Origin of the sequence: Actinomadura sp. NAK00032, assembly GCF_013364275.1 — a bacterium.
In the GTDB taxonomy this organism is placed as follows: Bacteria; Actinomycetota; Actinomycetes; order Streptosporangiales; family Streptosporangiaceae; genus Spirillospora.
In genome coordinates this window covers 8694311-8720418 of record NZ_CP054932.1, presented here as the reverse complement: position 1 = coordinate 8720418, position 26108 = coordinate 8694311, and the positions used below count along the sequence as shown (strand labels likewise).

The window sequence follows — 26108 nt, the reverse complement described above, 5'->3', positions numbered from 1 at the left end:
GCGTACGTCCCGGCGGACGTCCCGGCGGGCGCCCCGGATATGTGAGCCAGGCCACGTGACGCTCGCGATACCGTGAGGTCATGAGCGGTCCCGATTCGTCCCCATCCTCCGAGCCCGAGAACTGCGGACTGGCGATTTTCTGGGACGAGCGGCTCATCTCCTACGACTTCGGCCCCGGCCACCCCATGAACCCCGTGCGCGTCGAGCTGACGATGGCGCTGGCGCGCGAACTCGGCGTCCTGGACCGTCCGAACGTGCGGGTGTCGCCGTTCGAGGCGGCCGACGACAAGCTGCTGCGGCTCGTCCACGAGGAGTCCTACATCGCGGCGGTCAAGCACGCCGGCGAGACCGGGCTGCCCGACGAGCGGCACGGGCTCGGCACCGCCGACAACCCGGTCTTCCTCGGCATGCACGACGCGTCCGCGCTGGTCGCGGGCGCGTCGGTCGCCGCCGCCGAGGCCGTGTGGACGGGCGGGGCCGAGCACGGCGCGAACATCTCCGGCGGCCTGCACCACGCGCTCCCCGGCGCCGCCAGCGGCTTCTGCGTCTACAACGACCCGGCGATCGCGATCGCGTGGCTGCTGGAGAACGGCGCCGAGCGCGTCGCCTACGTCGACATCGACGTCCACCACGGCGACGGCGTCCAGGCCGCGTTCTACGACGACCCGCGGGTGCTGACGATCAGCCTGCACGAGTCGCCGCGCACGCTGTTCCCCGGCACCGGCTTCCCGGGCGAGACGGGCGCCGAGGGCACGTCCGCCAACATCTCCCTGCCGCCCGGCACCGGCGACCGGCCGTGGCTGCGCGCGTTCGACGCGATCGTCCCGCCGCTGCTGCGCCGGTTCCGGCCCGACGTCCTCGTCACCCAGCAGGGCGCCGACGGGCACGCGCTCGACCCGCTCGCGCACCTCATCCTCAGCGTGGACGGGCAGCGGACGGCCTACGAGCGGCTGCACCGGCTGGCGCACGAGACCGCCGGCGGCCGCTGGGTCCTCACCGGCGGCGGCGGCTACGAGCTGGTCCAGGTCGTCCCGCGCGCGTGGACGCACCTGCTCGCCGAGGCGGCCGGCGGGCCGATCCCGCCGGACACCGCGACCCCGCAGACGTGGCGCGACTTCGTCCGGCTGCGGACCGACGAGATAGCCCCGCGCCGGATGACGGACGGGACCGACGTGGTGGAGTTCGGCAGGTGGGGGGACGGCTACGACCCGGCCAACCCGGTCGACCAGGCGATCCTGGCGACGCGGCGGGCGGTCTTCCCCGAGCACGGCCTCGACCCGATGACCGACGAGTGAGGCCGACGACCATGGAGACGGCACCGAGCCGGGACGAGCTGCGCGCCCACCTCGTCCGGACGATGATCGCCGGCGAGGTGGCGACGCCGCGCCAGAACAACCTGCTGCACTACCGGCGGATGGCCGCCGGGAACCCGTACTACCAGTTCGGCCTGGAGCTGAAGCCGTCGTGGACGGAGTCGGCCGTGCTGGAGATGATGGTCGAGCGCTGCGGCGTCAACCCCGACCCCAGGCACCTGTTCGGGGACGACACCATCGACCCCGACATCACGATCGACACGCTCGGGGCGATGGGCGAGCGCATCGGCCTCGCCGCCCGCCGGCGGGAGGACGTGGTCGTCGCGACGGGCCATCCGGCGACGCTGACGCCGCTGTACCAGGCGGTCGCGCGGGCGCTGGCGGCGGCGGGCTGCCGGGTGCTGACGCCCGCGGCCGGCTGGACGTACGAGATCGAGACCGGGTACGGCGGCTCGGACCTGCGCCGCATCGTGTACGCCGAGCCGGGCGTCGCGATGCTGGAGGGCGACGACCAGCGGACCCACCACACGCACGACCCGCACCCCATGGAGGCCATGCTCCGGGAGCTCTCCTCCGGGGCCTCCACTAGCGCCTCCGCGGGTTCCGGGGAAGCTAAACCTGATATCTGGCCGGATCTGGCCATCGCCGACCACGGCTGGGCCGGCGCCGCCGGTCAGGCGGGCATCGACACCGTGGGGTTCGCGGACTGTAACGACCCGGCGCTGTTCGCCGGCGCCGCCGAAGGCAAGATCGACGTGGTCGTGCCGCTCGACGACGGCGTCTCCCCGCACCACTACGCGCCGCTGACCGCCTACATCCTCGATCGCGCCGGCCTGCTCCCGGCGGCCTGAGTCCGGTTACCTCCGGGCTGGACGGGGCTGGCGCCCGCTTCACCTGTCACGCGGTGTGACAGGGCGGCCGTAGCGGGACGCATGGGCTTGCGCGGCGCCATCGGTGACTGCGGAACCGCAGGTCAAAGCGTGGTCCTGGTTGACAACCGTTCGTCGCGACACGGTCAGTGCCGTCGCGTCCACGCTGCGTGCGGGAGTAGCACTGTCACCCGGGAGTCAGGTCGGGATACGGAAATGTGCGGAACTCCCCTCTTGCGACTGCCGATACGAGATTTACGCTGGAGAAGTACACGTGCGTGATCAAAGTCACCCGAAGGGCCGGTGCGCGGCACGTGTGGAAGAGGGCGTCCGATGACCTCAGGCGAGCGACCTCTGAGCGAGGTCAGGTTCCTGACCGTGGCCGAAGTGGCGGCGGTGATGCGGGTGTCCAAGATGACCGTCTACCGCCTCGTCCACTCGGGCGAGCTTCCCGCGATCCGCGTGGGCCGCTCGTTCCGGGTTCCCGAGCAGGCCGTACACGACTACCTGCGCGACGCGTACATCGAAGCCGGATAGCGGGTAAGGGCGGGGCATGAGCCACGACCCCGCCGCGAACTCGACACCCGGCCGCGCAGGGGGCGCCGGGGCGATCCGCACGGACCGCCCCGGAGCTGGGGAAGCAGGACGAGGACCGGCCGGCGGCCGCACCGCGGCCACCGGAGCCGGCGTCCGGGGAACGGGGGCGAGCAGCCCCCGCGCCCCGCGATCCGGCGAGACGGTCCGGACACCGAGCGGGACGGGCGGCGTGTCCGCCCGCCCCGGCGGAACGGTGCCCGGCGCCGTGCGACGCGCGGTGCCGGACGCCGGACCTGCCGCGGGTGGGGCGCGGCATGATCTGCGTCTGTTCGGCGGTACCCTTGGGCGGCGGACCGTGCGCGCTCACCGAGCCATGCTCGCTTGCGGCACGGTCGCCTCCTGTACGATCCCGATACGCCGAGCGAGGTCCCGTGGGCTCTGTCATCAAGAAGCGTCGCAAGCGCATGGCGAAGAAGAAGCACCGCAAGCTGCTGAAGAAGACGCGTATCCAGCGCCGCAACAAGAAGTGATCACACCGGCAGCCCAGCTGTAAGGGGTGGGGCGCACAGTGTCCTCCATGCCCACCGCCGCGGCCCGTGTCGTCCTCGTCACGGGCGTGTCCCGTTTCCTGGGGGCGCGGGTCGCGAACGCGCTCCAGGCGGACCCGGGCATCGAGCGCGTCATCGGCGTGGACACGGTGCCGCCCACCGAGGGCCTCGGCCGCACCGAGTTCGTCCGCGTGGACATCCGCACGCCCGGCATCGCGAAGATCATCGCGTCCGCCGGGGTGGACACCGTGGTGCACCTCAACCTGGTGACGTCCTCGTCCGCCTCCCGGGCGAAGGCCAAAGAGCTCAACATCATCGGCACGATGCAGCTGCTCGCGGCGTGCCAGCGCTCGCCCGACATGCGCAAGCTCGTCGTGCGGTCCTCGGCCGCCGTGTACGGGTCGTCGCCGATGGACCCGGCCGTGTTCACCGAGCGGGACGAGCCCGCCGAGCCGCCGCGGTCCGGCTACGCCAAGGACGCGGTCGAGGTGGAGGGCTACGTCCGCGGGCTGATGCGGCGCCGCTCCGACCTGACCGTGTCGGTGCTGCGGTTCGCGAACCTCCTCGGCCCCGGCGTCGACTCCCCGCTCACCCGGTACCTGCACCTGCCGGTCGTCCCGACCGTGCTGGGCTTCGACCCGCGGCTGCAGTTCGTCCACGAGGACGACGGCGTCGAGGTGCTGCGCCGCATGACCACCGAGGACCACCCCGGCTGCTTCAACGTCGCCGGGGAGGGCGTGCTGCTGCTCTCCCAGGCGCTCCGCCGGGCCGGGCGGCCGTACATGCCGGTCCCGTCGCCGTCCATCTCGGTGCTCGGCGACATGGGGCGCCGCTTCGCCGGCCTGTCCGGGTTCTCGCCCGAGCTGCTGCGCTGGCTGACCTACGGCCGGGTCATCGACGTCACGGCGCTGGAGGACGAGCTTTCCTGGCGTCCCAAGTACAGCTCCGAGGCCGCGTTCGCCGACTTCGCCGCCGCGCAGGGCCTCGGCCACGGCCGGCTCACGCACCTGCTCGGACGCGCCTGAAAGGGAAGCCCGGATGATGAACGCCCGCCACCTGGACGATGACGACGAGGGCGCGCAGGTCATCCCCCTCGACACCGGCCGCCGCGACACCGGCGACGGCCCGGCCGATGAAGACGCCGGGGGACCGGGCGGCGACTCCGGCGGGAACCCGCTGGAGCGCGGCATCACGTCCGGGCTGGCGTTCCTGCGCCGCAGGCTGGCCGGCGAGTACGAGGTGGACGAGTTCGGCTTCGACCCCGAGTTCAACTCCACCGTCCTGCTGCCGTTCGCGCGCGCCCTGTACGAGCACTGGTTCCGCGTCGAACTGGTCGGCCTCGACAACGTTCCGGACGGCGGCGCCCTGCTCGTCGCCAACCACTCGGGCACCGTCCCGGTCGACGCGCTGATGCTGTCGGTCGCGCTGCACGACAACGTCGACCGCTGCGTCCGCCTCCTCGGCGCCGACCTCGTCTACCAGATCCCGGTGCTCGGCCACCTGGCCCGCAAGGCCGGCCACACCCTCGCCTGCCAGGCCGACGCGGCCCGCCTCCTCGCCAAGGGCGAACTCGTCGGCGTCTTCCCGGAGGGGTTCAAGGGCGTCGGCAAGCCGTTCAGCGAGCGGTACAAGCTGCAGCGCTTCGGCCGCGGCGGCTTCGTCGGGACCGCCCTGCGCGCCGGCGTGCCCATCATCCCCTGCGCCATCGTCGGCGCGGAGGAGACCTACCCGAAGATCGCCGACCTGCGGCCGCTGGCGCGGCTGCTCGGCCTGCCGTATTTCCCGATCACGCCGACGTTCCCGCTGCTCGGGCTGGGCGGGCTCGTCCCGCTGCCGTCCAAGTGGGTGATCCAGTTCGGCGAGCCGATGACGCTGGACGAGTACGGCCCCGACACCGCCGACGACCCGATGACGGTCTTCGAGATCACCGACCACGTCCGCGAGAAGATCCAGCACATGCTGTACGAGGCGCTGCTGCACCGCGGCCCCGCGTTCCTCTAGCCGACCGGCTCGGCCCGCCGGCTCAGCGGGCCGGGAACCCGTGCAGCTTGCCCGGGTTCAGCACCCACATCAGCCGGTCGACGCCCGCGTCGGACGCGCCGATCGCCACCAGCGCGAACGGGGTGCCGTCCCGCGACACGAGCGCCGCCGGGCGGCCGTTCGCCTCGACCCACGCGACGGTCGCGCCCGGCCAGAACCGGGGCGCGAACGCCGCGATGAACTTCGCGACCCGCGCGCGTCCGGCCACCGGGAGCCGCGCGGCGCCGCGCACCGCGCCGCCGCCGTCGCTGTAGCTGACCGCGTCCTCGGCGAGCAGTTCCTCCAGCGCGTCGAGGTCGCCGGTGCGGGCCGCCGCGATGAACGCCTCCAGCAGCCGCCGGTGCTCGGTCCGGCTCACCGGGTTGCGCCGCTCCGCCGCGATCCGCCGCCGCGCCCGGCTGGCGAGCTGCCGCGCGTTCGCCTCCGTCACCTGGAGGATCGCCGCGATCTCCGGGAACGGGTAGTCGAACGACTCGCGCAGCACGTACGCCGCCCGTTCCGGCGGGGACAGCCGCTCCAGCAGCAGGAGGACGGCCAGCTCCACGTCCGCGGCCCGCTCGGCGCCCGCCTCGGGGCCGGCGGCGGTGTCCACGGGCTCGGGCAGCCACGGGCCCACGTAGTGCTCGCGCCGCTTCCGCGCGGACCGCACGACGTTGATCGCCAGCCGCGTCGCCACCGTCACCAGGAACGCGGCCGGTTCGCGGATCTCCGCGCGCTCCGCCGTCTGCCAGCGGAGCCAGGTCTCCTGGACGATGTCCTCCGCTTCGGCGACGCTGCCGAGCATCTGGTAGGCGATGCCGAACAGCCGGGGACGCAGCCCCGCGAACACCGACGCGGCATCGTCGAGCGAATCGTCCGTGGCGGTCCCCTTCGTCGCTCCAGACCCGACCGTCCCAGTTTATTCGCGGCGGTCCGGGGCGGGCGCTCGGCCCGCTCGCTCCCCGGCGCGGGCGGGCCGCCGTTCTAGGGTGAGCGGATGCCGTCGATCCGCACCCGGATGGTCCCGCGCGACCTGGCCGAACCGCACCGCGTGTCCAGCCCGCTGGAACTGCTCTTCGACCTGACCTTCGTCGCCGCCGTCTCGCAGGCCGCCGGGCGGCTCGCCCACGCGATCGAGCAGGGGCACGCGGGGGACGCCGTCGGGCCGTTCCTCGCCGTGTTCTTCGCGATCTGGTGGGCGTGGATGAACTTCACCTGGTTCGCGTCCGCCTACGACACCGACGACGTCCCGTACCGGGTCATGACGTTCGTGCAGCTCGCGGGCGTCCTGCTCCTCGCGGCCGGGGTGCCCGCCGCGTTCGACGGCGACTTCGCCACGGTCACCTTCGGGTACCTCGTCATGCGGGTCGGCCTGGTGGGCCTGTGGCTGCGCGCGGCGGCCGCCCACCCCGAGGGACGCGCGACGGCGCTGCGCTACGCCGTGGGCGTCTCGCTCGTCCAGGTGCTGTGGGTGTCGCGGCTCGCGCTGCCGGGCGGCGGGCCGTGGTGGGTGTTCCTCGTCCTCGTCCTGCTCGACCTGTCGGTGCCGCCGATCGCCGAGCGGCGCGGCATGACGACCTGGCACCCGCACCACATCGCCGAACGGTACGGCCTGTTCACCATCATCCTGCTGGGCGAGAGCGTCCTCGCCGCGACGAACGCCGTGCAGGACGTCGTCGCGCACGGCGTGCACGCCGACCTCGTCACGATCGCCCTGGCGGGCCTCGCCATCCTGTTCACGCTCTGGTGGATCTACTTCTCCGAACCCGCCGGCGAGGGGCTCGCGGCCCGCCGCGACTGGTGCTTCGCCTGGGGCTACGGGCACTACCTGATCTTCGCCGCGCTGGCCGCGCTCGGCGCCGGGCTGGAGGTCGCGGTCGCCTCGGCCGGGGAGGCGCACGTCGACGAGCAGACCGCGGTCGCCGCCGTCGCCGTCCCGATCGCCGTGGTCCTCGTCATGCTGTGGGCGTTGCACGCGCCCATGCGCCGGACGGTCCTGCGGCCCGAGCTCATCGGGACCACGGCCGTCCTCGTCCTGCTCACCGTGTTCGCCGCCCCCGGCATCGGCGTCGCCGGCGGCCTCAGCGTGATCGCGGCCCTGCTCGTCCTGCTGCTGGCCGCCACCCTGGCGCGGCGCGCACAATGAAGGTCCGTGCATGATCGATCGGCCCTGAGCTGGAGGCGCCATGGACGTCCCGTTCGACCCCTTCGCCGGTCCGGGACCGGCCGGTCAGGCCCACCCCCGCCTGGACGCGCTGCGCGAGGAGCATCCGGCGTTCCGCAGCACCGCCGGGCGGGGCTTCTGGGTGCTGACCCGCTACGACGACGTCCTCGCCGCGTTACAGGACCCGGCGACGTTCTCCAGCCGTGCGATCGCCGTCACCGACCCCAACCCGCCGTACCAGTGGATCCCGGTGATGCTGGACCCGCCGCTCCACACCACCTGGCGGCGCCTGCTCCGCCCGTTCTTCACCCCGGTCGCCGCCGCCGCGCTGCGCGACCGCATCACCCGGCACTGCGCCGGCCTGATCGACGGCCTCGTGGCCAAGGGCTCGTGCGACTTCGTCACCGACTTCGCCCGGCTGTATCCGACGACCATCTTCCTGGAGCTGATCGGCCTGCCGATCGAGCGGTTCGAGGAGTTCCTGGCCTGGGAGTACGCGATCCTGCACGCGCCACCGTCCGGCGGCGGGCGGGCGGCGGCCATGGCGGAGGTGGCCGCCTGCTTCACCGAACTGATCGCCGACCGCCGGGCGCACCCGCGCGACGACCTGGTCAGCGCCGCGACCGCCTTCACCGTCGACGGGCGCCCCGTCACCGACGAGGAGCTGCTGCAGCTGTGCACACTGATGTTCCTCGCCGGGCTCGACACCGTCGCGGCGCAGCTGTCCTACATGTTCTGGCACCTGGCCGGGCACGACGCCGACCGGGCCCGCGTCACCGCCGACCCGGACGCCGTCCCCGACATGATCGAGGAGATGCTCCGCGCGTACTCGATCGTCCTGCCGGCGCGCAGGCTCACCCGCGACGTCGAACTGCACGGCTGCCCGATGAAGGCCGGCGACATGGTGATGCTTCCGCTCGCGATGGCGAACCGCGACCCCCGCGCCGTCCCCGCCGCGCCGTCGTCGGTCGACCTGGACCGTCCGCCGGCCCGCCACCTGGCCTTCGGCGCGGGCCCGCACCGCTGCCTCGGCACCCACCTCGCGCGCCTCGAACTGCAGATCGCGCTGACCGAGTGGCACGCCCGCATCCCCGACTACCGGATCACGCCCGGAGAGCGCCCGCTCGAACACGCCAGCCTCGTCCTCGGGCTGGACACGCTGCCGCTGAGCTGGTGAGGAGCCGGGTCGGCAGGCGGCCCGGGTCAGTAGGGGAAGTCCTCCGCCTCGTCGACGTAGCGGGCGAGCCACGGCGCCACGTTCGGGCGGGGGAACGCCTCCAGGTCGTTGAGGTAGTGCTCGGGCGCGAGGAGCTGGTCGTCGGGGAACGGGCCGTCGCCGTAGTCGTAGCCCACGGTCGTCTCGCCGCGGTCGGTGACGGTCAGCAGCAGCCGCCACCAGGGCCCGGCGGGCATCTCCGCCGCGGCGAGCCGCTGGTCGCGGACCAGCACGGCGACCGGTTCCGGCACCGGCGCGACGACCGTCCGCCGCCGGGTCGTGAACCGCAGGTGGGCGATCTCGGCGGACACCGTGAAGGCGAACTCCGCGCGCAGCCACTCCCATCCCGGCGGGCCGAGCATGGCCAACTCCTGCACGATCGGCTCGATCAGCCGCGCGGCCCGCGCCGCCTCCGCGCCGGCCGAGCCCGCCGCGCCGCCCGGTTCGGGACCGACGACCGTGAAGCCGCTGACGGCCGGCTCGCCCCCGTCTCCGTCCTGCTCCAGCCAGCGCACGAACTCGGCCATGTACTCGTCGGCGTCCAGCCCGGCGCGCGGGGGCCACGCGTCATGCGGGGTGCGGGGGTCGTTGCCGGATTGGACGGCGCGCTCGCGCGCGGTGAACTCGTCCTGCGCGACCTGCGGCGGCACCGACGACGACACCTCCTCGACGCGGCCGGAGTCGCCGACCAGGAACACCGACCGCCCCACCGGAATGTCGAGGAACGCCATCGGGTCGCTCTCGTCGACCTCGACCGGCGCGTACACGCTCCAGCCCGCCGCGAAGCGGTCCGCCGCCAATCCGGTCGTGGGGTAATCCAGGCCGCGCGAGCGGATCCATTCCACCACCAGGGAAATCGCTTGCGCGGCGTCCATTCGTCCGGCCTCCTGCGTGTCGTTCAGGTCACCCTATGTGGTGAGCCGGTCGCGCGAAAGCGGCCCGGCGATACCGGAACGCGGAGGCGCATCTCACAGCGCGGCCGCTTTCCCGGTGCGCCGCGGAAGGACCACTCTGAACCGATGGAGGCAACCATCGCCGACGACCACATCCGTTTCCGGCGGTACAGCTTTCGCGGCGCCACGGTCCACCCCGCCGGGGTGATCGAGCCGTCGCGGATCCGCGACGCCGACTGGAAGGCCATGCGGCCCGAGATCCGGACGACCTTCGGCGAGACCCTGTTCCTCTCCTGGCGGCAGCAGTCCGAGATGGAACGGTTCTGCGCCCGCAACGGCGTCACCAGGAGATTCCGCTTCGATGTGTGGGGCGACCTCCTCGAACCGTTCCTCGACACCCGGTTCGAGCCAGCACAGGAACGGGCCACCCTCGTCCGATTGGACGGCGCCGGATTCTCCTCGCGGGAAGTCGCCGAGATCCGGCGGCGCCTCACTCCGCTGATGCACGCCTACAACTTCGACGCGATGGTGTGGGAGTGGGCCTATCTCGGCCTGTTCGACCTCCTCAATGCCGCCAATGCCCCGATCGTCGACCGGGCCGTCCAAGAGGAACTCGGCGAACCGGCGGCGTTCTACGACTGGGCAATGGCGATCGCCGACCGCCCGCACTCGTCCGAACACGGAATCGACGGAAGCGGAGCAGATGCATCCTGAGCGTGCGCCCCACGAGACGGGAATGCTCGATGTCGGCGCCGGTCACCGGGTGTACTGGGAGGTCAGCGGCAATCCCCGGGGCAAGCCGGCGCTCGTCGTCCACGGCGGTCCCGGGTCGGGATGCCGCCCCGGCATGCGCCGCCCGTTCGACCCCGAGCGCTACCGGGTCGTCCTGTTCGACCAGCGCGGCTGCGGGCGCAGCACCCCGCACGCGAGCGACCCGGAGACCGGCCTGGAGCACAACACCACGTGGCATCTGGTCGACGACATGGAACGGCTCCGCGAGCACCTCGGCATCGACCGCTGGCTGCTTCATGGCGGTTCGTGGGGCTCCACGCTCCTGCTCGCCTACGCCGAGCAGTACCCGGAGCATGTGTCGGAGATCGTCATTGCGAGCGTCACGACCACGCGCCGGTCGGAGATCGACTGGCTCTACCGGGGAGTCGGACGCTTCTTCCCCGAGCAGTGGGAGCGGTTCGCCGCGCGGGCGCCCGGCGCCCGGACCGGCGGCGAGATCACCGCCGCCTACGCGCGCCTGATGGAGCATCCCGACGCCTCCATGCGGGAGCAGGTCGCGGCCGACTGGTGCGCCTGGGAGGACGCCGTCCTGTCCGGGGAGACGAGGGGCGCCGCGAACCCGTACGGCGATCGTCCGGCGGCGGCACGGCTGGCGTTGGTGCGCATCTGCGCCCACTACTTCTCCCATGGCGCCTGGCTGGACGAAGGAGTGCTGCTGCGGGAGGCGGACCGGTTGGCGGGCATTCCGGGCGTGCTCGTCCACGGGCGGCTCGACATGGGCGGGCCGCTCGGCACGGCCTGGAAGCTCAGCCGGGCCTGGCCGGGCTCGGAACTGATCGTCGTGGAGGACGCGGGCCATCTGGGCAGCGCGGCGGTGCGCGGCCATGTCGTCGAGGCTCTCGACGCCTTCGCGGCGGGCGCGGCATGACCCCGGGCGCCGGAGATCTAGCCGGAAGCGGTCACGGCTGTGAGGTTTAGGCGGGGGCGTCGCGGGCGAAGTGTCGAAGGCCGTTCGGCGGTGCGGCTGTGTGACCTGGGCGCGTCAGCACATCCTGACAGCGCTTTCACCGGCGGCGTCATGGCCGCCGTGGTCCACGAGAATCTGCGGCGGTTGCGCCGGGAAAAGGACTTCTGCAAGATCATGCCTGTGTACGCGGCGCGTCCGGGAAACTGCGGCGCGCGGCGGGACCTCCGTCACCGATCGCCTCCGGTCAGCGGACGGCAGGACTGGAGGAAGCCTTGCCCGAGGGCGCCGGCTCGATGCCGGTGGAAGGAAAGCGAGAGCGGCAGGAACGGTTCGCCAGGGATCTGCGGGCCCTGCGCGCCGCCGCGGGCAACCCGTCGTTCCGGACGATGGCCGGCAGGTCGGGCACCGTCAGCCACACGACGCTGCACGAGGCGGCGAAGGGCATCCGCTTTCCGAGCTGGCTGACGACGCGGGCGTTCGTCGAGGTGTGCGGCGGCGACGTCGAGGAGTGGCGCGTCCGCTGGTCCGCCGCGCTCGGCACCGAGGAGACCGGGCAGGAGCCCGCCGGCGAAACGGAGCCCACCCCGGACCCGGACGAGCACCGGGACATCGTCGAGGTGCCCGGCGACGGCCCCGGGAGACCGGTCCGCAGATACATCGTCGTCGGCGCGGCCTGCGCCGGGCTGGTGATCGCCGGCGCGGCGTCCTGGTACCTGCGGCAGGCCGACGCGGACGGGCGTCCCGAGGCGCGCGCCACCGAGGCCCGGGAGACGCCGCCGCCCAGCCCACTCGTCAGCGGCGACAGGAGCACGTTCGTCGGCGACGTCACCATTCCCGACGGGACGTCGGTGAAAGTCGGCCAGCGGTTCATCAAGACGTGGGAAATCAGGAACAGCGGGACCGCCCAATGGCACGGCAGATTCCTGCAAAGGGCGGATCTGCCGGCTGACAACGGAACCTGCTCCACGCCCGGAAAGGTCCGGGTCCCCGACACCGCGCCGGGGAAGCGGGTGCGCATCAGCGTCCCGGTCGTCGCGCCGGGCCGTCCGGGCTCCTGCTGGGTCGGCTGGAAGATGGTGGACGGCCGCGGACAGCAGTTCCTCCCCGGCGCCAGGCCCATCTACTTCGTGGTCAACGTCGTCGAGTGACCAGGGCCGCCCGTTCCCTGTGTGTCAGACAATGTCATGCCTTGTCAGCCGCCGTACCGGACAACACCGCCCACTGTGAGTCTGGGTCCGTCCGCGCTCGGACGGACCCAGAACAGAAGGGCGATCGACGTCATGAACCTCGCCAAGACGGCCCTGGCCGGCCTCCTCGCCGTGCCCGCGGTCGTGGGAATTCCCGCCGTCGCCAACGCCGAATCCGCGCCCGGCTGCTCCGGCACCGTGCAGATCGGCAGCACCGCGCACATCTACTCGGGCGGGCAGACCTTCGCCTCGGTGAAGCAGTTCAAGGGATGCGGAAAGAACTGGGCCTACGTGTACGTCTGGGAGGGCTACCGCAATTCCCACAGCTCCTGGAACGCGTGCGCCGCCATTGGCGACAACAACACCAGGACGCTGGAGGGCACCCAGTGCCGGACCAAGGCCAAGGAGATCTGGTCGCTCGGCGCCAACACCCTCGCGCACTGCACGCAGGCGATCGGCTGGATCCCCAACGGCGCGTCCGCCAAGACCAGCGAGCGCTGCTGAGAACAGAGGGAACCCGTCGTGGGCGGTGCCGGTGCGGCACCGCCCACCTCGGCCTTCACAGGGTGAGCATCGTGCGGGTGGCGATGGCCCCGTCCTGGAGTGGTTTCAGGGCCAGGCGCATCAGGACGAGCACGTTGTCGTCACCGGCGATGCGGTTGGCGCTGACCTTCTCACAGGTCTGGCACTGATGGATGATCATCCATTCGCCGTCGGAGCGCGCGGACAGCGTCAGCGGCTCCATGCGCCTGCGGCACGCGGACGCGCGGTCGCCCGGAACGCGGTGGTCCACGTGCAGGCTGACCAGGCAGTTCGGGCAGTGGTTGCGGTGCGCGCTGCCCGGCGCGTCCAGCGACACATCGAGCCGGCACCCGACGCAGCGGAAGGCGCCGGCGCGCCCGCCCTCGATATGGAGGACGTCCTTGTGCCGCTGGGGCCGCCGCCCCCGCGGGTTCTTTCGCCGCGGCATCAGAACGACCCGAACGGTTCGAGCGGGAACGGCGGCTGCGCCAGCGGGCGCACTGCCATGCGCATGAGGATGAGCTGGTTGTCGTCCGAGCACACCGGGTTGGACGTGAGCAGGTCGCAGCCCACGCAGCGATGGATGACCATCCAGTCGCCGGTGCGCAGCACGGCGATGGCGATGGGCATCATGCGCGAGCGGCAGTCGCTCCGGCCGCCCTCGATGTGGTCGGTGACGTGCTCGGAATGCAGGCACGCAGGGCAGTGGTTGCGGCGCGTACCGTCGGACGCGCGGACGGTGACGGTCAGACCGCATTTGATGCAGAGGAAGGTGTCGGACACCCGGTTGCTCCTTGCTGAGAGTCGTCGAAAGACAGCAAGAGGCGGCCGAGCGGTCTCGGCGAACGGTTACAGACGGCGCCGAGTAACGCTCGGCACGGGCCGGGACATAAACCCTCTTCCTAAGGCACAAGGCCAGGTACACGCGATCTGGACTGGCCCACCACCGTAGACACGGCCCCACCACCCGCGCGACTGGTTTTCCCAGAGGTCACCAGGCGGCCGGGAAGAGGCGGTGCTACTCGTTCCCCGTCCGGTAGAGGGCTTTGCGGAAGAGGACGGTCAGGCTGGTGATCGGGCTTAGGATCAGGTAGTACACGGCCCACGTGATCAGGAACGGGTCCATCCAGCCGGCGTTCTGGCGCTCGCCGCGCGAACCCGTGCAGTACAGCGTGTAGTTGGTGCCTTTGCCGACCCGGTCGGAGACGACGAACGGATCGGTGTAGGGCGCGTCGCACAGCCACCGCGCCGTGAGACTGACCTGGATCGGCACGAGGCTGCTGCTTACGAGCGTCAGCACTGCGGTGATGGGCACCATGGCGGCCAGCGTGACGAGTGCGGCGCGACGGGGGCTCATGCCCGGGTCACCTTGGTGAAGCGCCCGTCCGCCTTGAAGGTCACCACGGCGTCCGCGCGGGGGGACGAGACGGCGACGCTGATCTCCGGGACGGAGCCGGTCCGGGTCACGGCGATCGTTTCGACGTGGCCGTCTTCGTACTTCGTCTTGGCCAGGGCCGTGTCGACCATCTTCACGACGTCCTCGAGCGCGGGCACGTCCTGGAGGGTGAAGGACATGCGGTCCAGGTCGTCGGCGGCGCTGACCTTCGCGGGGGACGGACCGTCGAGGCCCTCCTCGGTGAAGGTGAGTCTGTCCACCTGGTCGGGGTGCCGGGGGACGCGGAGGCGAGCGATCACGCCGGCGTCCTCAGAGGTGAGGACGATCTTGGTGAAGGTGAGGCTGCGCGTCCCGTAGTGGTCGGAGAAGGCGCCCACGGCGTGATCTTAGCGGCGGCCGTCCTGGAACCGGGGTGCGGGAGAGCGAAAGGGATCGGGGGATGCGGCGGAGTCTGGGTGACAGCCGGATACATGATCCCGGAGGGTTCCCCCCATGGCCTACCCCGTGGATGCGCCGCCCGACGACGACAGGACGTCGGAGCCCGGAGCGGCGCATCGGGCGGTGAACGCGGAGGACGCGCGGCTCATCAGCGAGTCGTTGCGCGATCCCGAGCGGTTCACCGCCGTCTACGACCGTCATTACACGGTCATCTACCGCTACGTCGCCGGCCGTCTCGGCTCGCAGCCGGCCGACGACATCGCCGCCGAGACCTTCCTGGTCGCGTTCCGGCGGCGCAAGAGCTTCGACCAGGGCAAGGGCACGTTGCGGTCCTGGCTCTTCGGGATCGCGACGAAGCTCGTGTCGCAGCACCGCCGCACCGAGACCCGCCGCTACCAGGCACTCGCCAGGGTCGGCGCCGATCCCGCCGTCGGCAGCCACGAGGAGCGGGTCGTCACATGGGTGACGGCTGAGGGGCTCCAGCCGCAGCTGGCCCGGGCGCTCGCCGCGCTGTCGGCGAAGGAGCGCGATGTCGTGCTGCTCGTGGCGTTGAGCGGGCTCGGCCACGACGAGGTCGCGGCCGCGCTCGGCATCCCGTACGGCACGGTCGGCTCCCGTCTCAACCGCGCGCGCCGCAAGCTGCGCGCCGCCCTCGAACTGGAAGGTCTGTAGCGATGGACGAAATGCGGATGATCGGCACGCTGCTCGACGAGCAGCCGTCGCGGCGGTCGGTCGAGGAAGGACGTGCGCGGCTGGAGCGGGAGGTGCGGTCGCGCAGGCGGGCGCCCCGGTTCTCGATGCCGCGGTGGCGGATCGCGGCTCCGGTGCTGGCCGCTGGGACGGTCGCCGGGGTGACCGCCATCGCGGTCGGGATGTCGTCGGGCACCGCCGTCCGCGCACCCGACGAGACGGCCCCGATGTCGGCCCGGACCGTGCTGCTCTCGGCGGCGTCGACGGTCGAGCGGTCGCCGCTGACCAGGGGGAAGTACTGGCACGTGGTGTCGCAGGAGCGCATCAAGGTGATCCTGGGCACGGGCATCTTCGACCACACCTCGCAGACGGGGTGGTGGGACGCCGGGCCCGGCCGCGAGGCGTGGTCCGCGACCCGCAGCCTCGGCAGCCGCTACCTCGGCCCCGCGCCGCACGGCGGGCCGAAGGTCATCGACGACGGCGGCAAGCCGCGGCCGGAGCGCACCACCGACAGCCCTCCGACCGGCTGGACGAAGGTCAAGGTGCCGGGCGGGCACGCGTTCCGCCTGCAGGAGTGGGGCAGCCTCACGCCGCCGGACGTGCGCCGGCTCCCGGAGGACCCGGAGGACCTCAAGATCTTCCTGGCGCAGGCGCTCAAGCGGTTGGTGAAGGCCGAGGGCGGCCCGGTCGACCCGGCGGAATGGCTCTTCTCCAACGCGCAGAAGATCGGCACCACGCCCGCGTCGCCGAAGACGCTGGGCGCGATGTACCGGCTGCTCGCCACCGATCCGGGCCTCCGCGTCGTCGGTCAGGTCACCGACCCGCTCGGCCGGAAGGGGACGGCGATCGCCCGCCCGGTCGCCGACGGCGGCAAGGGCGAGGAGTGGCTGGTGATCGACCCGGCGACCGGGCGGATGCTCGCGCAAGAGGACGTCCGCAAGCCCGCGACAGTGACGGGCTACCGCGCGATCGTCTCCTACGGCTGGACGAACACCGTCCCGGACTACCCGCTCGGCACGGTCGGTTAGCGGCGGGCGAGTGATGCGGCGCTCACGGGCGCCGGGTCACGAAACCCGGTGAAGCCGGGGTGAAAGCGGGTTGAAGGCGGCGGGCCCCAGTGTTCTCCGCATGGAGATAGAGGCGAGGCAGACGGCCATCTCGGCGGTCGGGCTGCGGAAGGCGTTCGGGGAGAAGGCCGTCCTGGACGGGCTGGACCTCGAGGTGGCGCGGGGGACGGTGTTCGCGTTGCTCGGGCCGAACGGGGCGGGGAAGACGACGGCCGTGCGGATCCTGTCGACGCTGATCCCGGCGGACGGGGGCCAGGCGCGCGTCGCCGGGTGCGATCTCATGCGGAACCCCGACGGGGTGCGCAAGGCGATCGGCGTCACGGGGCAGTACGCGGCGGTGGACGGGCTGCTCACCGGCCGGGAGAACCTGATCCTGATGGCGGACCTCCACCATCTGGGGAAGGCCGCCGGGCGGCGGGTCGCCGACGAGTTGCTGGAGCGGTTCGACCTGGTGGAGGCCGGCAAGCGGACGGTCGCCACCTATTCGGGCGGGATGCGGCGGCGGCTCGACATCGCGATGACACTGATCGGGAGCCCGCAGATCATCTTCCTGGACGAGCCGACGACCGGGCTCGACCCGCGCAGCCGGCGGACGACCTGGGAGATCGTCCGCGGCCTGGTGCGCGGCGGCGTGACGATCTTCCTGACCACGCAGTACCTGGACGAGGCCGACCAGCTCGCCGACCGCATCGCGGTGCTGGACGGCGGCCGGATCGTCGCCGAGGGGACGTCCGAGGAGCTCAAGCGCCTGGTCCCGGGCGGGCACGTCCGGCTGCGGTTCGCCGGGCCGGGCGAGCTGGACGCGGCGGCGCGCGTGCTCGGCGAGGCCGCGCGGGACGACGACGCGCTCGCCCTGCAGGTGCCGAGCGACGGCGGCGTCCGGTCGCTGCGGGCGCTGCTCGGGCGGCTGGAGGACGCGGCCGTCGAGGTCGACGAGCTGTCGGTGCACACGCCCGACCTGGACGACGTGTTCCTCGCCCTCACCGGCCAGGAGGAGCGGAAGGAGCAGCGGGAGCAGAGGGAGCAGAAGGAGGAGGTCGCACGATGAGCGCGCTCGCACTGGCGATGACGGACTCCGCGACGATGCTGCGCCGCAACCTGCGGCACGCGCTGCGCTACCCGTCCCTGACGCTCGCGGGCATGATGATGCCGATCTTCATCATGCTGCTGTTCGTCGGCGTGTTCGGGAACGTGCTCGGGGACGGGGTCGGCGGCCCGGCCAAGGGCGACTACATCAACTACGTGGCACCGGGGATCATCCTGATGGGGATCGCGTCCGGGTGCCTGCAGACGTCGGTCTCGGTGTGCGTCGACATGACCGAGGGCATCGTGGACCGGTTCCGGACGCTCGGCATAGCGCGGGCGTCCCTGCTGACCGGCCATGTGATCGGCAGCATGATCCAGACGCTGCTCAGCACGGCGGCGGTCATCGGCGTGGCCGTCGCCATGGGGTTCCGGGCGAGCGGGAGCGTCCTGGACTGGCTCGCCGCGGCCGGGCTGCTGGCGGCGCTCACGTTCGCGCTGACCTGGGTGGGCGTCATGATGGGGCTGCTGGCGAAGAACCCCGAGGGCGCGAGCAACACGCCGATGATCGTGCAGTTCCTGCCGTTCTTCGGCAGCGCGATCGTCCCGCCGGAGGCGATGCCGGCCGGGGTGCGGTGGTTCGCCGAGTACCAGCCGTTCACGCCGATCAACGAGACGCTGCGCGGCCTGCTGGTCACGTCGCCGGACGGGACCGACGCGGTGGCCGCCGCCGCCTGGTGCGCGGGGCTCGCCGTCGTCGGCTACGCGACGTCGAAGGTGCTGTTCAACCGGAAGGCGCCTCGGTAGCGAGCGCCCGCGCGGCGTCCCAGAGGCCCTCGCGGGACAGGCCGGCGTACTCCGCCACCGCGGCGCGGTACGCCGGCTCGTCGGCGTCGAGGGCGGTGCGGCGGGCGGCCGCGGGGGACATGGTCGGCTGGAAGATGCGGCTGAAGTGCATCCGCTCCGCCAGCGCGATCCGGCGCGCGGCGCGGGTCCGGTCCTCGTCGGTCAGGGCGAGCGCCAGCAGGAGCTCCCCGCAGATGGGCAGGCCCATCACCGAGGCGGGCAGCTGGGGTGCCGCCTCGTTGAGCAGCGCGGCGAGCTTGCCGGGCAGCCCGTCGGCGAGGTCCTGGACGAGGTCGAGCCGCCCGCGCCGCGCGTGGGCGATGACGGCGACGCAGTGGGTGTCCACCGTCCACGGGTCGAGACCGGCCGCGGGGCCGGGGATGTCCTCGTCCGCGAGGCACGCCGCAGCCTCCCGCCACAGGCGCAGGCCCGTCTCGGTGTCGCCGCGCCCGAAGGCGATCTCCGCGCGCGCGCCGAGGCTGAAGGTGGGCATGCCCGGCGAGTCGTACGGGCCCTCGGCGATGGACTGCTCCAGGAGCCGCTCCGCGTCGTCGAGCCGGCCGAGGTGCATGTGGACGGCCGCGAGCGACCACAGCAGCCCGAACATGTCGGGCCAGCCGTAGCAGCCGAGGAAGTCCAGCGAGACCTGCAGGTGGTGCGCGGCGTCTCGCGGCCGGTCGACCTGCATCAGCAGTTCGCTGAGCCGCGAGTGGGCGATCAGCCGCAGCCACGGCGAAGGGGCGGTCTCCGCCACTTCCGCCATCGCCTCCGTGGCGGCCAGCGCGCCCGCCAGGTCGCCCTCGTGCTCGCGCATGTAGCCGGTGACGCAGTCCGCGAGGGCCGCGAGCAGCGGTTGGCCGCCGTCGCGCATCCGGTCGAGCGCCGCGCAGTCGGAGCCGAGGATCTCGGGCGCCGACGCCACCAGGACCGCCAGCGCCCGGACGAGGCCGTCCGGCGGCGCGGGCGGGAGCCGTCGCAGCGCGATGAGCGCGCGGGTGACCCGCGGCCCCTTCAGCATGACCGTGGTGAGGACGCTCAGCGCCAGCGCCGTCCGGGTGACGCCGACGTTCGCCGGGCCGGGCCGGAACCGGCTCAGCACGCCAGAGGTCTCCTCCACCACCGTGATCATCCGGGTGAAGGCGGACTCCAGCGTCCACAGGCCGCCGAGCACCGCCGTGGCCGCCGCGACCGCGGGGCCGTCCCGCCGGGCGAGCCCGTGCCGGAGCGCCTGGAGGAGGTTGTCCTGCTCGGCGCGGACGCGGTCCAGCGGCGCGACGGGGTCGGGCCCGAACAGCGCCTCGTGGTGCGCCGCGCCGAACTCGCGCGCCCAGGCGAGCAGCCCGTCGACCGCGCGCTCGGTCTCCCCTTCGGCCTCGCGGTGGGACGCGCTGAACTCGCGGACGCTCTCCAGCATCAGGAACCGCGTGCCCGTGCGGTCCTCGGCCGCGGCGAGCAGGGACTGGCCGACGAGGTCCTCCAGGACGTCCAGCGCGTCGCCGTCCAGCAGATGGCGGGCCGCGTCCAGGGTGAAGCCGCCGGAGAAGATCGACAGCGCCCGCATCGCGGCCCGCCGGGACGGCGACAGCAGGGTCCAGCTCCAGTCGACGACGGCGTGCATCGTCCGGTGCCGGGACGGCGCGTCGCGGGCGTTGCCGCGCAGCAGCGCGAACCGGTCGTCCAGCCCGCGCGCGATCTCCGGCACCGACATGACCCGGACGCGCGCCGCCGCCAGCTCCACCGCGAGCGGCAGCCCGTCCAGGTGCCGGCACAGCTCCTCGACCGTGCCGGACGGCAGGCCCACGCCGGGGCGCGCCGCCGAGGCCCGCTGCCGGAACAGCTCGGCCGCCGCGTCCAGGTCGAGCGCGGGCAGCGGGTACACCGACTCCGACGACAGGCCGAGCGGCGCGCGGCTCGTGGCCAGCACCCGCACGTCCCGCGTCATCGACACCAGCGCGCCGACCAGGCCGGCGACGCCGTCGACGACGTGCTCGCAGTTGTCCAGGACGAGCAGGACCGGGCCGGGGCCGAGCGCGTCCACGATCCCGGGGAGCGTCCCGCCGGGGCGGCGCGGCGCCCGCCGGGTCTCGCCCACGCCGAGCACCGACGCGACCTCGCCCTCCACGTCCCCGTCCCGCGCGACGCCGGCGAGCGTGACGACGTGCACCGTGCGCTGCGGCGCGTCCCGCGCCACCGCGTTCGCCAGCCGCGTCTTGCCGAGCCCGCCCGTGCCGACGACCGAGGTGACGCGGGACGTGCGCAGCAGCTCCAGGACGGCGGCGAGGTCGCCGTCGCGTCCGAGCAGCGCGTTCGGCTCGTGCGCGACACCGCGCCGGACCACCGGGACCTCGTCCCGCAGCAGTTCCTCCTGGACGCCCTGCAGAGCCGCGCCCGGATCGGTCCCGAGCGAGTCGCGCAGCGACCGCCGGTAGGTCTCGTAGCGGGCCAGCGCGGCGGACGGCCCCGCCGTCGCGGCCTCGCACCGCAGCAGTTCGGCGAGGACCTCCTCGTCGCGCGGATGCTCGCCCGCGACAACGCGCAGCGCGTCGAAGCCCTCCTGATGCCGCCCGAGCCGGGCCAGCGCCAGCGCGCGCGCACGGCGCAGCGTCCCGTAGGACGGGGCCCGTTCCGCGCGCAGCACGGAGAGGGGGTCGCCTCCTTCGTCCGGCTTCGGCGGCCCGTCCCACAGTGCGAGCCCTTGCTCGGCGTGCGCGAGCGCCGCCGCATGGTCGCCCTCCCGCGCGGAACGCGCGCTCGCCGCCGCGGCGAGCAGCACGGCGGTCGCGTCCACTTCGGATTCGTCCAGCCCCAGCCGGTACCCGGCGGGCGTGCTCTCGATGACGTCCGCACCCAGTTGCGACCGCGCGCGCGACACCACGACCTGGAGCGCCTTGGCCGGGTTCTCTGGACGACCGTCCGCCCACAGCCCTTCGACCAGCCGCGCAACGGACACACCGCCCCGCGCCTCGGCGGCCAGCAGCGCGAGCAGCCCCAGCACCCGGGGACTCGTGACGTCCCGTCCCCGACAGGCGACCCGCGACAGCAACGTCAGTTCCACGAAGACAGCGTAGGACGTCCCCGGAAAACGCGATAGATCTCGACTTCCGCCGGGACCGGGGGTCAGGTGCGGTAGTGGCGGCGGAGGGCCACGCCGGCGGCGACGCCGCCGGCCAGGGCGCCGGCGCCCGCGGCGGCGGGGAGGGCGATCATCGTCACCTTGCGGCCGGTGCGGAAGTCGTGGATCGGCCAGCCGTGGTCGCGGGCGTGGGCGCGCAGTTCGGCGTCGGGGTTGACGGCGTGCGGGTGGCCGACGGCGGTCAGCATCGGCAGGTCGTTGATCGAGTCGCTGTAGGCGGAGCAGCGGGCGAGGTCGAGGCCCTCGCGGGCGGCGAGCGCGCGGACGGCCTCGGACTTGGCCGGGCCGTGCAGGAGGTTGCCGACGAGCCGGCCGGTGTAGACGCCCTCGCGGGTCTCGGCGACGGTGCCGAGCGCGCCGGTGAGGCCGAGGCGGTGCGCGATCGTGCGGGCGACCTCGACTGGCGTCGCGGTGACGAGCCAGACCTGCTGGCCCGCGTCCAGGTGCTGGAGGGCGAGGGTGCGGGTGCCGTGCCAGATGCGGTCGGCCATCACCTCGTCGTAGATCTCCTCGCTGAGCCGGACGATCCTGTCGACCCGCTGCCCGGCGACGAAGGCGAGCGCGGCCTCCTTCGCGCTGCCGATGTGCTCGGAGTTCTCGCTGCCGCGCAGCCGGAACGCGGCCTGCCCGAACGCGAACATCGCGAGGTCGCGCATGGTGAACAGCTTGCGGGCGGCGAGCCCGCGCGCGAAGTAGTAGATGGACGCGCCGCGCATCATCGTGTTGTCGACGTCGAAGAACGCCGCGGCGGCGGGGTCGGGCACGGGCAGCGGACCGGGCGGGGCCGCTGCCGCGGCGGCGGCCTCCCCGGCGCTCTTGTGGTCCACGTCGCGTTGCCAGAATCGCCGCATGAGGCGAAGCCTAGTCAACCGCCTCCCCGCGGCCCTCCTCCCGGCGGCGGTTGCGGCAGTCTTCATCCCGGTCGCCCGCGGCCGCCACCAGCCGTTCACGCAGCACTTCGCGGAACCGCGGATCCGGCCCCGTCCCCCCGCCCGCCCGCAGCCGGGCGAGCACGTTCCCCTGCTCGATGGTGCTTCCCCGTCTCGTCTTCACAGCCCGGTTCTCATCGGCCGCTCCCTTGCGGTGTGCCGGGCGCGCGTGCGCCTCTGACCGGAGAAACGATCGGCGGGTGGGCCGGGTTACGGCCCACCCCGCGCGCCGGGGGTGCGTCAGCGGCGCAGGTCGTCCGGGAGCATGCGGGCGAGGGAGCGGACGGCGCGGTACTGCAGCGCCTTGATGGCGCCCGGCTTCTTGCCCATGACCAGCGCGGTCTCGGCGACCGACAGGCCGTGCAGGAACCGCAGGACGACGCACTCCTGCTGCTCGGATCCGAGCCGCCGGACGGCGAGCAGCAGCGTCCGGTTGGTCAGCGCGTCCAGGACGGTCCGCTCCGGCCCCTCGTGGTGGCGGTCCGGCTCGATCAGCTCGGCCGTGCAGACCTCCAGCCGGTAGCGGCCGGACTTGAAGTGGTCGGCGACGAGGTTGCGGGCGATCGTCACCAGCCAGGCGCCGAAGTCCTTGCCCTGCCAGTGGAAGTCGCAGATGCGGCGGAGGGCGCGCAGGAACGTCTCGCTCGTCAGGTCCTCGCTGAGGGAGTGCGTTCCGACCCGGTAGTAGATGTACCGGTAGACGAGTTCGACGTAGTGGTCGTAGAGGGAGCCGAACGCGTCTGCGTCGCCGTCCCGGGCGCGCAGGACCAGCGCCTTCAGGACCTCGGCCCGGTCGGATCCGGGCTCGGCCCGCCGGGAACGCCGAGGAAGCGGGATGACCCCGGCATCGAGGGACAAGCTGCTCATGCAGTTCTCCTCGGGGCGTACGCGACCTCCGGCGTGATCTGCCACTCTAGATACCGGAAGGTACGGGAAGCAATGGCCGGTTTCATGGGGTCTTTCCCGGTCTTCAGCGGCGCGGTTACCCGTCCGCTCGCGGCATCGGGCACCATTAGGCGCGATGGTCTCCGCTCTTCTCGCGCTTCTGGCGACCCTTGGCGCCCTGGCCGCCACCGGGTTGCTGGTTCAGCGCGCCTACAAGGACCGGCTGCTCTACCTCATCGCGTGGTCCTTCACCCAGGTCGGGCTGACGCTCGCGCTGCTGTGCATGGCCCTCGGCTTCATGATGGGGTTCAACGGCCCGCTGTTCCGGGTCATGGAGCTCGGCGCCGCGCTGATCGGGCCGGTATGGCTCGCGCTCGGCATGGTCGAGCTGATCGCGCGCTACGTGCAGGTGCGGTTCGCGGGATGGCTGTTCGCGATCTCCTACACGGTGGTCGCGATCGTGATCCTCATCCTGGACCCGCTGAAGGGCTCGCTCTCCAAGAGCCTGCCCAAGCCGGGCTCCACCTACGACGCGCTGCCGCTGCTGCTCGTCGACGGCGCGCACGTCGTCGCGGTGGTCTCCCTGGTCGCGTGCACCGGCGTCACCGCGTGGCTGGCGAGCAAGCAGGACCAGGAGGCCGCCGAGCTGCTGATCCCGGTCGCGCTGGTCGCGCTCGCGGGCGTGCTGGTCGTCAGCGGCACCCGCGGGTTCCTGCCGGCGCCGCTCGCGGTGATCGCGCTCGGCGCCGCGGTCGGGCTCGTCTGGTACGGCGCGATGCGCACGATCCCCGTCTACGACGAGGACGGCGACTACGACGACTACGAGGGCTACGACGACCAGGACGGCTACCAGCCCGCGACCGGCTACGAGGAGCAGCCGTACGCGGCCAAGGCCGAGCCCGTCCCGGCGCCGACCCCCTCGCCCGAGCCGCGGCGCGGCGAGCTGCGCTTCCCGGAGCCGTCCGTCGAGGAGCTGCGCTTCCCCGACAACCCGGCCGGGCCGACCGCCGTCGACGGCCTGGGCGGCCCCGCCGGGCTGCCCGGCCTGCCCGGCGCTCCGGCGCCCGCCGCCGGCGGGGAGCTGGCGAACGCGTGCGGCCAGATCACCGTCTACACGCTGCTGGACGGCCGCGAGGAGGCCTTCGACCGGCTCGCCGCCGACCTGGTGAAGGCCGCGCTGGCGGCCGAGCCGGACACGGTGATCTTCGCCTGCCACGAGGTGGTCGGCGGCCCCACGCAGCGGATCTTCTACCAGCTCTTCCGGGACGAGGCGGCGTTCGCCGCGCACCGCGGGCAGGCGCACCTGCGCCGGTTCCTGGCGGATTCGCGCACGCACGTGCTCGCGACGAACGTGATCGAGCTGAAGCTCGGCCCGGCCAAGGTGCCGCTGCCGGCGCCGGGCGTCCCCGGGAGGTGAGATGCCGGACGAGATCATGATCACGCTGCTCGGCAAGCCGGGCTGCCATCTGTGCGACGACGCCCGCGCGGTGATCGAGCGGGTCGCCGGCGACCTCGGGGTCGCGTGGGAGGAACGGGACATCACGAAGTCGGAGGCCGACTACGAGCGGTACTGGGAGCAGATCCCGGTCACGCTGGTCAACGGCGTCCAGCACGACTTCTGGCGTGTCGACGAGGCCCGGCTGCGCGCCGCCGTCGGCAAGCCGCGCTGACCGGCGAGAACCCGCCGGGGGTGTCGGGTCGGTCACATCCGAACGACATTCGGGTTGTGGGCCCGTAGGCTGGAAGGCCCAGTAGGGCGGCGTTTCCGCGCGTCCGCCCGGCCCGTCCGACCGGGGGGTGACTTTGTGCGCGTGTTCACAAAGGCTTAACCTGGTGGCCAGCCCTGGGGGCGGTCGGGCCGCGGTCGTCAGGCCGTTACCGAGCCGCGCAGGCCGGGGCGAGGGGGCCATCCGGCGCCCCGTCTCCAGCGTCGAGCTTGAAGAGCAGGCCGTGACACCTCGACAGAACCGGCACCGCGACCGCGCGGGCCGCGGCATCCCCGAAGCCACCGTCGCGCGGCTCCCGGTGTACCTGCGGGCGCTCACCGGGCTCCAGGAGCGCGGCGTCGCGACCGTCTCGTCCGAGGAACTGGCGGCGGCCGCCGGCGTGAACTCGGCCAAGCTCCGCAAGGACCTGTCCCACCTCGGCTCCTACGGCACCCGGGGCGTCGGCTACGAGGTCGAGTACCTCGTCTACCAGATCTCCCGCGAGCTCGGCCTCACCCAGGACTGGGTGATCGCGATCATCGGGGTCGGTAACCTGGGCCGTGCGCTCGCCGGCTACGGCGGCTTCGCGTCCCGCGGCTTCCGCGTGGCGGGCCTGCTGGACGCGGACGAGGCCATCGTCGGGCAGGAGATCTCCGGCATGACGGTGGAGCACATCGACGGGCTGGAGGACATCATCGCGGGCCACGGCGTGTCCATCGCCGTGATCGCGACCCCCGCGGGCGCCGCCCAGGGAGTGTGCGATCGCGTGGTGGCCGCGGGCGTGACCAGCGTCCTGAACTTCGCCCCCGTCGTGCTGTCGGTGCCCGACGGGGTCGACGTGCGCAAGGTCGACCTGTCGATCGAGCTGCAGATCCTCGCGTTCCACGAGCAGCGCAAGGCCGGCGGACCAGACGGCTTCGCCCCGCTGGTCCCGGGCGACACGCCGCCCGGGACTTCGCAGTACGTAGAGACGGTTGAAGCATGAGCGCGGTCACGGCGGGGACCGGAACCGGCAGTGGGCGGGGACG

The 26108-nt window shown here is 72.7% G+C and carries 28 protein-coding genes and 1 pseudogene; 19 read left to right on the top strand and 10 right to left on the bottom strand.

Annotated features, from left to right (window positions below):
- The first annotated feature begins 134 nt into the window (after positions 1–134).
- The 6 genes from HUT06_RS40130 to HUT06_RS40105 all read left to right on the top strand — a co-directional run bounded on the left by HUT06_RS40130 (position 135) and on the right by HUT06_RS40105 (position 5268).
- Positions 135–1295, top strand: a complete 1161-nt coding sequence (locus HUT06_RS40130; protein ID WP_176201920.1) for an acetoin utilization protein AcuC — start codon at positions 135–137, stop codon at positions 1293–1295.
- Between the two features lie 11 nt (positions 1296–1306).
- Complete coding sequence (locus HUT06_RS40125) at positions 1307–2164, top strand: phosphatase (protein ID WP_176200471.1); 858 nt, start codon at positions 1307–1309, stop codon at positions 2162–2164.
- Positions 2165–2515: 351 nt separating this feature from the next.
- Entirely contained in the window at positions 2516–2719 is a 204-nt protein-coding gene (locus HUT06_RS40120; RefSeq protein WP_021591693.1) for a helix-turn-helix domain-containing protein, read from the top strand.
- 431 nt (positions 2720–3150) lie between these two features.
- Entirely contained in the window at positions 3151–3249 is a 99-nt protein-coding gene (locus tag HUT06_RS40115; protein WP_018654693.1) for an AURKAIP1/COX24 domain-containing protein, read from the top strand.
- Between the two features lie 47 nt (positions 3250–3296).
- The gene (locus tag HUT06_RS40110; RefSeq protein WP_176200470.1) at positions 3297–4292 is read left to right on the top strand and encodes an NAD-dependent epimerase/dehydratase family protein; all 996 of its coding nucleotides are present in this window, start codon (positions 3297–3299) and stop codon (positions 4290–4292) included.
- 13 nt (positions 4293–4305) lie between these two features.
- Positions 4306–5268 carry a lysophospholipid acyltransferase family protein gene (locus tag HUT06_RS40105; RefSeq protein ID WP_368407008.1) on the top strand — a complete coding sequence of 321 codons (963 nt, stop codon included), beginning with the start codon at positions 4306–4308 and terminating at the stop codon, positions 5266–5268.
- A gap of 22 nt (positions 5269–5290) precedes the next feature.
- Here the strand turns inward: HUT06_RS40105 and HUT06_RS40100 are convergent.
- Positions 5291–6139: pseudogene (locus HUT06_RS40100) on the bottom strand (RNA polymerase sigma-70 factor); the annotation flags it as partial.
- A gap of 144 nt (positions 6140–6283) precedes the next feature.
- Here HUT06_RS40100 and HUT06_RS40095 point away from each other — a divergent pair.
- Entirely contained in the window at positions 6284–7432 is a 1149-nt protein-coding gene (locus HUT06_RS40095; protein WP_217711636.1) for a low temperature requirement protein A, read from the top strand.
- 40 nt (positions 7433–7472) lie between these two features.
- A complete protein-coding gene (locus HUT06_RS40090; protein WP_176200468.1) occupies positions 7473–8627 on the top strand; it encodes a cytochrome P450 in 1155 nt (384 codons plus the stop codon).
- A 26-nt stretch (positions 8628–8653) separates the two neighbouring features.
- Here the strand turns inward: HUT06_RS40090 and HUT06_RS44180 are convergent, their stop codons facing one another.
- Positions 8654–9541, bottom strand: a complete 888-nt coding sequence (locus tag HUT06_RS44180) for a hypothetical protein (protein WP_217711635.1) — start codon at positions 9539–9541, stop codon at positions 8654–8656.
- Here HUT06_RS44180 and HUT06_RS40080 point away from each other — a divergent pair.
- The 4 genes from HUT06_RS40080 (at position 9527) to HUT06_RS40065 (ending at position 12949) form a co-directional block, all read left to right on the top strand.
- The gene (locus HUT06_RS40080; protein ID WP_176200467.1) at positions 9527–10273 is read left to right on the top strand and encodes a hypothetical protein; all 747 of its coding nucleotides are present in this window, start codon (positions 9527–9529) and stop codon (positions 10271–10273) included. The genes HUT06_RS44180 and HUT06_RS40080 overlap by 15 nt on opposite strands.
- A complete protein-coding gene (pip, locus tag HUT06_RS40075) occupies positions 10263–11219 on the top strand; it encodes a prolyl aminopeptidase (protein ID WP_176200466.1) in 957 nt (318 codons plus the stop codon). The genes HUT06_RS40080 and pip overlap by 11 nt, the downstream gene beginning before the upstream one ends.
- A 311-nt stretch (positions 11220–11530) precedes the next feature.
- Positions 11531–12406: an NBR1-Ig-like domain-containing protein gene (locus HUT06_RS40070; RefSeq protein ID WP_176200465.1), complete on the top strand. Its 876-nt coding sequence runs from the start codon at positions 11531–11533 to the stop codon at positions 12404–12406.
- 132 nt (positions 12407–12538) lie between these two features.
- Positions 12539–12949, top strand: a complete 411-nt coding sequence (locus tag HUT06_RS40065) for a hypothetical protein (protein WP_176200464.1) — start codon at positions 12539–12541, stop codon at positions 12947–12949.
- Between the two features lie 55 nt (positions 12950–13004).
- On the opposite strand, the gene HUT06_RS40060 is transcribed toward HUT06_RS40065, so the two are convergent.
- The 4 genes from HUT06_RS40060 to HUT06_RS40045 all read right to left on the bottom strand — a co-directional run bounded on the left by HUT06_RS40060 (position 13005) and on the right by HUT06_RS40045 (position 14740).
- On the bottom strand, positions 13005–13415 hold the full coding sequence (locus HUT06_RS40060) for an RNHCP domain-containing protein (RefSeq protein ID WP_176200463.1): 411 nt from the start codon (positions 13413–13415) through the stop codon (positions 13005–13007).
- On the bottom strand, positions 13415–13750 hold the full coding sequence (locus HUT06_RS40055; RefSeq protein ID WP_176200462.1) for an RNHCP domain-containing protein: 336 nt from the start codon (positions 13748–13750) through the stop codon (positions 13415–13417). Before HUT06_RS40055 ends, HUT06_RS40060 begins: the two co-directional genes overlap by 1 nt.
- Before the next feature lie 235 nt (positions 13751–13985).
- Complete coding sequence (locus HUT06_RS40050; RefSeq protein ID WP_176200461.1) at positions 13986–14324, bottom strand: hypothetical protein; 339 nt, start codon at positions 14322–14324, stop codon at positions 13986–13988.
- Complete coding sequence (locus tag HUT06_RS40045) at positions 14321–14740, bottom strand: hypothetical protein (protein ID WP_176200460.1); 420 nt, start codon at positions 14738–14740, stop codon at positions 14321–14323. Before HUT06_RS40045 ends, HUT06_RS40050 begins: the two co-directional genes overlap by 4 nt.
- A 115-nt stretch (positions 14741–14855) precedes the next feature.
- Between HUT06_RS40045 and HUT06_RS40040 the strand changes: the two genes are divergently transcribed.
- The 4 genes from HUT06_RS40040 (at position 14856) to HUT06_RS40025 (ending at position 18388) form a co-directional block, all read left to right on the top strand.
- Positions 14856–15473, top strand: a complete 618-nt coding sequence (locus tag HUT06_RS40040) for an RNA polymerase sigma factor (RefSeq protein WP_176200459.1) — start codon at positions 14856–14858, stop codon at positions 15471–15473.
- Positions 15474–15475: 2 nt separating this feature from the next.
- Positions 15476–16519: a CU044_5270 family protein gene (locus HUT06_RS40035; protein ID WP_176200458.1), complete on the top strand. Its 1044-nt coding sequence runs from the start codon at positions 15476–15478 to the stop codon at positions 16517–16519.
- 100 nt (positions 16520–16619) lie between these two features.
- Positions 16620–17606, top strand: coding sequence for an ATP-binding cassette domain-containing protein (locus HUT06_RS40030; RefSeq protein WP_176200457.1), 987 nt, complete (start codon positions 16620–16622; stop codon positions 17604–17606).
- A complete protein-coding gene (locus HUT06_RS40025; protein WP_176200456.1) occupies positions 17603–18388 on the top strand; it encodes an ABC transporter permease in 786 nt (261 codons plus the stop codon). Before HUT06_RS40030 ends, HUT06_RS40025 begins: the two co-directional genes overlap by 4 nt.
- Here HUT06_RS40025 and HUT06_RS40020 read toward each other — a convergent pair.
- From HUT06_RS40020 to HUT06_RS40005, 4 genes are all read right to left on the bottom strand, one after another.
- The gene (locus HUT06_RS40020; RefSeq protein ID WP_254715636.1) at positions 18366–21482 is read right to left on the bottom strand and encodes a BTAD domain-containing putative transcriptional regulator; all 3117 of its coding nucleotides are present in this window, start codon (positions 21480–21482) and stop codon (positions 18366–18368) included. The genes HUT06_RS40025 and HUT06_RS40020 overlap by 23 nt on opposite strands.
- A 62-nt stretch (positions 21483–21544) precedes the next feature.
- Positions 21545–22411: an HAD family phosphatase gene (locus tag HUT06_RS40015; protein ID WP_176200455.1), complete on the bottom strand. Its 867-nt coding sequence runs from the start codon at positions 22409–22411 to the stop codon at positions 21545–21547.
- A gap of 10 nt (positions 22412–22421) precedes the next feature.
- Positions 22422–22613 (bottom strand): hypothetical protein, encoded by a 192-nt coding sequence (locus HUT06_RS40010; RefSeq protein ID WP_176200454.1) that lies wholly within the window; start codon positions 22611–22613, stop codon positions 22422–22424.
- Between the two features lie 116 nt (positions 22614–22729).
- Positions 22730–23356, bottom strand: a complete 627-nt coding sequence (locus HUT06_RS40005; protein ID WP_176200453.1) for a sigma-70 family RNA polymerase sigma factor — start codon at positions 23354–23356, stop codon at positions 22730–22732.
- A gap of 154 nt (positions 23357–23510) precedes the next feature.
- Between HUT06_RS40005 and HUT06_RS40000 the strand changes: the two genes are divergently transcribed.
- From HUT06_RS40000 to HUT06_RS39990, 3 genes are all read left to right on the top strand, one after another.
- Entirely contained in the window at positions 23511–24791 is a 1281-nt protein-coding gene (locus HUT06_RS40000; RefSeq protein WP_176200452.1) for a putative quinol monooxygenase, read from the top strand.
- A gap of 1 nt (position 24792) precedes the next feature.
- A complete protein-coding gene (locus HUT06_RS39995) occupies positions 24793–25044 on the top strand; it encodes a glutaredoxin family protein (protein WP_176200451.1) in 252 nt (83 codons plus the stop codon).
- Between the two features lie 280 nt (positions 25045–25324).
- A complete protein-coding gene (locus tag HUT06_RS39990; RefSeq protein ID WP_176200450.1) occupies positions 25325–26065 on the top strand; it encodes a redox-sensing transcriptional repressor Rex in 741 nt (246 codons plus the stop codon).
- Positions 26066–26108 lie beyond the last annotated feature (43 nt).

Coding starts and splice junctions, on each gene's coding strand:
- HUT06_RS40125 (WP_176200471.1), top strand. CDS start 1,307: ATGGAGACGGCACCGAGCCGGGACGAGCTGCGCGCCCACCTCGTCCGG.
- HUT06_RS40120 (WP_021591693.1), top strand. CDS start 2,516: ATGACCTCAGGCGAGCGACCTCTGAGCGAGGTCAGGTTCCTGACCGTG.
- HUT06_RS40110 (WP_176200470.1), top strand. CDS start 3,297: ATGCCCACCGCCGCGGCCCGTGTCGTCCTCGTCACGGGCGTGTCCCGT.
- HUT06_RS40105 (WP_368407008.1), top strand. CDS start 4,306: ATGATGAACGCCCGCCACCTGGACGATGACGACGAGGGCGCGCAGGTC.
- HUT06_RS40095 (WP_217711636.1), top strand. CDS start 6,284: ATGCCGTCGATCCGCACCCGGATGGTCCCGCGCGACCTGGCCGAACCG.
- HUT06_RS40090 (WP_176200468.1), top strand. CDS start 7,473: ATGGACGTCCCGTTCGACCCCTTCGCCGGTCCGGGACCGGCCGGTCAG.
- HUT06_RS44180 (WP_217711635.1), bottom strand. CDS start 9,541: ATGGACGCCGCGCAAGCGATTTCCCTGGTGGTGGAATGGATCCGCTCG.
- pip (WP_176200466.1), top strand. CDS start 10,263: ATGCATCCTGAGCGTGCGCCCCACGAGACGGGAATGCTCGATGTCGGC.
- HUT06_RS40065 (WP_176200464.1), top strand. CDS start 12,539: ATGAACCTCGCCAAGACGGCCCTGGCCGGCCTCCTCGCCGTGCCCGCG.
- HUT06_RS40060 (WP_176200463.1), bottom strand. CDS start 13,415: ATGCCGCGGCGAAAGAACCCGCGGGGGCGGCGGCCCCAGCGGCACAAG.
- HUT06_RS40050 (WP_176200461.1), bottom strand. CDS start 14,324: ATGAGCCCCCGTCGCGCCGCACTCGTCACGCTGGCCGCCATGGTGCCC.
- HUT06_RS40040 (WP_176200459.1), top strand. CDS start 14,856: ATGGCCTACCCCGTGGATGCGCCGCCCGACGACGACAGGACGTCGGAG.
- HUT06_RS40035 (WP_176200458.1), top strand. CDS start 15,476: ATGGACGAAATGCGGATGATCGGCACGCTGCTCGACGAGCAGCCGTCG.
- HUT06_RS40030 (WP_176200457.1), top strand. CDS start 16,620: ATGGAGATAGAGGCGAGGCAGACGGCCATCTCGGCGGTCGGGCTGCGG.
- HUT06_RS40025 (WP_176200456.1), top strand. CDS start 17,603: ATGAGCGCGCTCGCACTGGCGATGACGGACTCCGCGACGATGCTGCGC.
- HUT06_RS40015 (WP_176200455.1), bottom strand. CDS start 22,411: ATGCGGCGATTCTGGCAACGCGACGTGGACCACAAGAGCGCCGGGGAG.
- HUT06_RS40005 (WP_176200453.1), bottom strand. CDS start 23,356: ATGAGCAGCTTGTCCCTCGATGCCGGGGTCATCCCGCTTCCTCGGCGT.
- HUT06_RS40000 (WP_176200452.1), top strand. CDS start 23,511: ATGGTCTCCGCTCTTCTCGCGCTTCTGGCGACCCTTGGCGCCCTGGCC.
- HUT06_RS39995 (WP_176200451.1), top strand. CDS start 24,793: ATGCCGGACGAGATCATGATCACGCTGCTCGGCAAGCCGGGCTGCCAT.